We start from the raw sequence: 4,760 nt of genomic DNA, 5'->3' as shown, positions 1-4,760 counted from the left end.
CAGCTTAACCATGCGTTCCTGTTCGGCACGTATGGTTTCCGTGTTGAAGGTACTCAAATCATCGATAAATCTCAGCTTGGTTGCGAAAACCGCTAGTCTGCTGGGTATACTGACAAGCCACCTCCGGGTGGCTTTTCTTTTTCGAGCGGGAGATCCCTGCTAGGATTCCCTCATCTTTTACCAAAGGGGATAGGGATATGAAGAGGCTCTGGTTGTTATGTTTATGCGCATCACTTTTACCATCACTAGCGATCGCCAGTGAAAAAATGAAGCCAAAAGACATTAAGTGGCTACAAGGGTTTCCTGAAACCAAAAACATTGGCTGTGATTTTTACGAGGATAGCTCTTATTCAGCGACGGGGCGTGAAGGCCTTGAGTTCAGCCCGTCATCTCTCAAAGAAAAAAAATTGCGCCCTGATAGTCAGGTAACTTGTGATTTATGGGCAAAATCTGATGATATCAAAACGCCTGTATTGCATGTTTCAGAGGAATTCACAATTGATGGAGTGAAGGTTCACGTTTATCACTCTGATGCGTCGGGCACTATAGGTAAAGATTATAATGACAAGAGCGCTTGGAACTCAGCCTGTAAGACCGATGCAATGTCTGACGAAGTGACTTGTTATGTAAGCCACAAAAGCTTTTATGTTTTCAGAGATAAAGCAGGCTACAACGTGCTTGTTGGTGGCGAACATTTCCCGGGTACTCTTGCTTACGTAAGAATCGGCAAGGACAAGCCTATTGCATCAGGCGAAGGCGGAGTTTTTTCATCCAGTGATTCCGTTAAGATTATTGAGTCAATTGACAAACAGAGCTCAGTATCTACTCGCTATACAAGGTGGCCATACGAAAGCCCGGTCGATGAAAAACTTGATGTGAAATATTTCCGACAAGCAAAGGCGGTCTTAGATCTGATCTATGACAACCATATTTGAATAATAATCATGATAAAAAAACCTCGCTCCGGCGGGGTTTTTTATTGCCCGGAGAAAAGAAGATGTCAGAAAACCTTGGAACTATCGAATACATAATTAAGGCTGACACAGCCCAGTTACTGACCGCTGATAAGGAGGTTACCAAGGCTACCGACAACATGGAAGATGGTTTTGGTGCAGCTGATGATGCGGCACAATCACTTTCTTCTTCTCTGGGCGAATTGAGTAAAATTGCCGCGGCTGTAATGGCGATCCTTTCTGTTAATCAGGTGTCGCAATATGCCGATGCATGGACCGAACTGAACAACAAATTAGCGAATGCGCTGCGTCCAAATGAAGAGTTGGTGGACGTTACAGAGCGGGTATTCAACATCACTCAGCAAACGCGTTCTAGCCTAGAGGCTACAGCCTCTCTCTATGCCCGACTGGAGCGAGCAACCCGCCAGTACGGCACGAGCGCAGAGGACCTTGTAAAACTCACAACGATCATCAACCAAGGTTTTGTAGTTTCCGGAGCTTCGGCAGAGGAAGCGGAAAATGCCATCATTCAGTTATCGCAAGGGCTGGCATCCGGCGCTTTACGTGGTGAAGAGTTCAACTCTGTGAATGAAAACGGTAATCGCCTGATAATAGCTCTTGCTGACTCCTTGGGGGTCACGATCGGCCAGATGCGTCAACTGGCCGCTGAGGGAAAACTCACTACTGATGTTGTTGTTAACGGGCTTTTATCCCAAGGGGCATCTATAGGGTTGGAGTTTGCTAAAACAACTACGACGATTAGCCAAGCAATGCAGGTTGCAGGCAATAACATCACAAAGTTCTTTGGTGAGAGCTCATCAGTTAAAACTACAGTAGCGATATTCAATACCGCCATTATTGCCATGAGTGACAACATTGGCGGTCTTAGCGCCGTGCTTACTGCCGTAGCTGCTTTAATGGGAAGCCGCTACGTTGGCGCTTTGACAATGGCGACCACTGCCAAAATAAAAGCAGCCTTGGCGAGTAGGGAGCAAGCCGTTGCGGAAAACCAGGCCGCACAAGCAGCAGCTCTTAAAGCCACTTCCGATCTTCGAGCTGCCACAATAGCAAAAGACAGAGCTCTCGATGAGGTTAGATTAGCGCAGATGATGAAAGCCGCTGCAGCTAACAGCACAAGCCTGGCTGCAGCAGAAGTACGGCTTTCTGCTGCGCGGATAGAGGCCGCAACTGCCACGGATAATTACAACCGAGCGCTGGCAGCAAACACAACGGCTCAAACAGCAGCAACCGCGGCCGCAGATCGCGCAGCCATAACCATAAGAACGCTTGGGGCCAGGGCGTTGGGGCTGATTGGCGGCCCCGCTGGCTTGGCCATGTTGGCTGCAAGCGCAATTATTTACTTTACCCAACGAGCAAAAGAGGCAAAAGACGAAGCGAATAAACTGGCTGATAGCGTAAATGAGCTTGGCGCTAAATTCCAGGCAATGTCTAACGCTGAACTCGCAGCCACAATTGGCAAGTTAAGCCAGAACCTGCCAACTCTTAGTGATGCGGTAGCCGACGCCCAGAAAGAATTTAACGACGCTACCGCCGCTGTTCAGAGGCAAGAAAGGGAGATAGCTAACTGGGGAACGAACACTACCCGAGGCCGTCAGGCTGCTGAAGCGTTAGGTGGGGCTCAGGATAAATTAGCAATTGCAGCCCTTGAACTTGAACGTGCTCAGAATCGCCTTAGTCAGACTCAGAATGCTATTAACATTGGACGCGCCACGCTTAATGGCACGATGAGGCAAGGGATTGATCTGCTTCGCCGGGATGGGGAGGAAGCGGGTGTCGCCGCTGGCATGATGGGCAGGCTTGGAGACATGATTAACTTCGCCGCAAAAGCGAAGGAAAAATTCAACTCCAGCAGTTTGATGGTAGAGCGCCCGAAAGATGTTCAGGACTACCTTGATAAACTGCAAGACCAGGTGACGCTTCAGAGTGAGCTCAACGATCGCAAGCGTGCGCAGTTGAGAGCCGAGCAGGACATTAGGAAGCTGGGCGGAAGCGAGGCGGACGTCAGACTGGCGAGGGAAAGGGCTGCTGCCGAATATGACGCACAGCAAGCTCAGCAGAAAGGGAAAAAGGAAACTAAAGACGCCACGTCTGAAGCGTCAAAAGCTGCCACAGCAATGCAGTCAAATGCGCAGAAAATTGCAGACTACAAACAAAGAGCAGGTCTTGCTGCAACCACCACGCAAGAGCTATCTCGTGAACAAGCCATCTTGAGGGCTGAGCAGTCTTTAAATAGTAGCGCTACGAAAGAACAAGTAGCTGAAATAAGAAAATATGCAGCGGCTGAATGGGATGCAGCCAATGCGGTTAAGATGCGCCAACAGGCAGAGCAAGGTAAAAAGTTTGCTCAGCAAGAGATAGCTGCATACAAAGTGATGCCAGACGCCCAGACTGGTAACTCTATTGATCTTCTGGCTCAAATCGACCTAGAAGAGCAGCAAAAGCTTGCTGCTCTGGCAAAATATCAAGCCATTGACAAAGAAAATACCCAACTTTACGAGGATGCTAAAACAGCGATTCAGCAACAAGCTGCAAATGAGCGCATTAATATAGCCAGAACGGAAGCCCAGAGGCAGGTTGATGTGGTTAACACCATGCTCAACGGAATTTCTCAGGGATTCGACGGGTTGGCTACTATTATTGCCAACAGCAAAGGCAAGAACAACACAGCATTTAAGGCTCTTTTCGCGATCAGTAAGGGGTTTGCCACTGCTCAGGCGGCTTTAAACCTTCAACTGGCGATTTCTAATGCGATGGCATCCGGACCGTTCCCGTGGAATATGGCTGCAATGGCCCAGGTCGCAGCCGCGGGCGGCTCACTGATATCAAGCATTGCTAGCGTTGGATATAGCGGCGGTCGCCGCTACGGCGGTACGGTATCAGCCGGCAACGCCTATCGCATCAACGAAGATGGGCGCTCTGAAATCTTCCAGACCGCAGGTGGGCAGCAGGCATTCATCCCGAATCAGTCAGGGAAGATTATTCCTGCTGATAAGGTTGGAGGAGGCGGTGGGGTGGTGCAGCACATCACTTTCGAAATCAACACCACTGGCGGCATAGACGATGCGACCATGGCTAAGATGGCGCAGATGATGAAGCAGGTGAGCCTGAACACCATCCGCGACCAGCAACGTCCGAACGGGTTACTACGGAGGTAATCGTGCCAGAAACATTCACATGGACACCGCAGCGAGCTTATCAGGTTGAACGCACCCCAAACGTAGCCGTTGTTAAGCTAGGCGACGGTTACGAACAGCGACAGGTGAAGGGTATCAATCCACTGATGGATAAATACTCGCTCACCTTTCGCGGCGTCAGCGGATCGTGCCGCAGTAACCCTGCGAAGGATGCTGAGGCATTCCTCAAGGCCAGGGGGGCGGTTGAATCGTTCTACTGGACGTCATCCGATACGGGAGTGAGGAAGCTGTTTGTCTGCCGATCCTGGAATATGACAAAGACCGGGCCGCTGTTTGAACTGACGGCCACTTTTGAACAAGTACCACGATAAGCCGAAAGGCGGGAGATAGTTATGACTTTAGAACAACGTGTTGAAGAGTTAGAGGCTATGGTTGATTCAATGAAAGCACAGATGGAAGAAGTTATTAGCGCTCACACCTGTGCTTATAATCAAATCACTGCGAAATTAGATCAAATTGCCGTAATTCAAGCTGAACGCAAGGCTTGAATAGCAAGCTTTTCAATCTCACCGATGGTTTTATTCTTTATCTCATCTGGCGCTATATCTAGGTTTACCGAATGAAATTGGTCATTAGGGCCAATCAAATTAGC

General features: G+C 49.2%; 4 protein-coding genes. All 4 read left to right on the top strand.

Features of this window, described 5'->3' with window-relative positions:
* The first annotated feature begins 197 nt into the window (after nucleotides 1-197).
* Entirely contained in the window at nucleotides 198-935 is a 738-nt protein-coding gene (locus ACOTX4_RS25460; RefSeq protein ID WP_129318821.1) for a hypothetical protein, read from the top strand.
* A gap of 62 nt (nucleotides 936-997) precedes the next feature.
* Nucleotides 998-4,129, top strand: a complete 3,132-nt coding sequence (locus tag ACOTX4_RS25455; protein ID WP_278019044.1) for a tape measure protein — start codon at nucleotides 998-1,000, stop codon at nucleotides 4,127-4,129.
* A 2-nt stretch (nucleotides 4,130-4,131) separates the two neighbouring features.
* Entirely contained in the window at nucleotides 4,132-4,479 is a 348-nt protein-coding gene (locus ACOTX4_RS25450; protein WP_421635495.1) for a phage tail protein, read from the top strand.
* A gap of 21 nt (nucleotides 4,480-4,500) precedes the next feature.
* Nucleotides 4,501-4,656, top strand: coding sequence for a hypothetical protein (locus tag ACOTX4_RS25445; protein WP_022651023.1), 156 nt, complete (start codon nucleotides 4,501-4,503; stop codon nucleotides 4,654-4,656).
* The last annotated feature ends 104 nt before the right edge of the window (nucleotides 4,657-4,760 follow it).

The organism is Enterobacter cloacae complex sp. IR5459 (genome assembly GCF_049238005.1).
GTDB lineage: Bacteria > Pseudomonadota > Gammaproteobacteria > Enterobacterales > Enterobacteriaceae > Enterobacter > Enterobacter hormaechei_C.
This window is presented reverse-complemented; position numbering and strand designations above follow the sequence as displayed.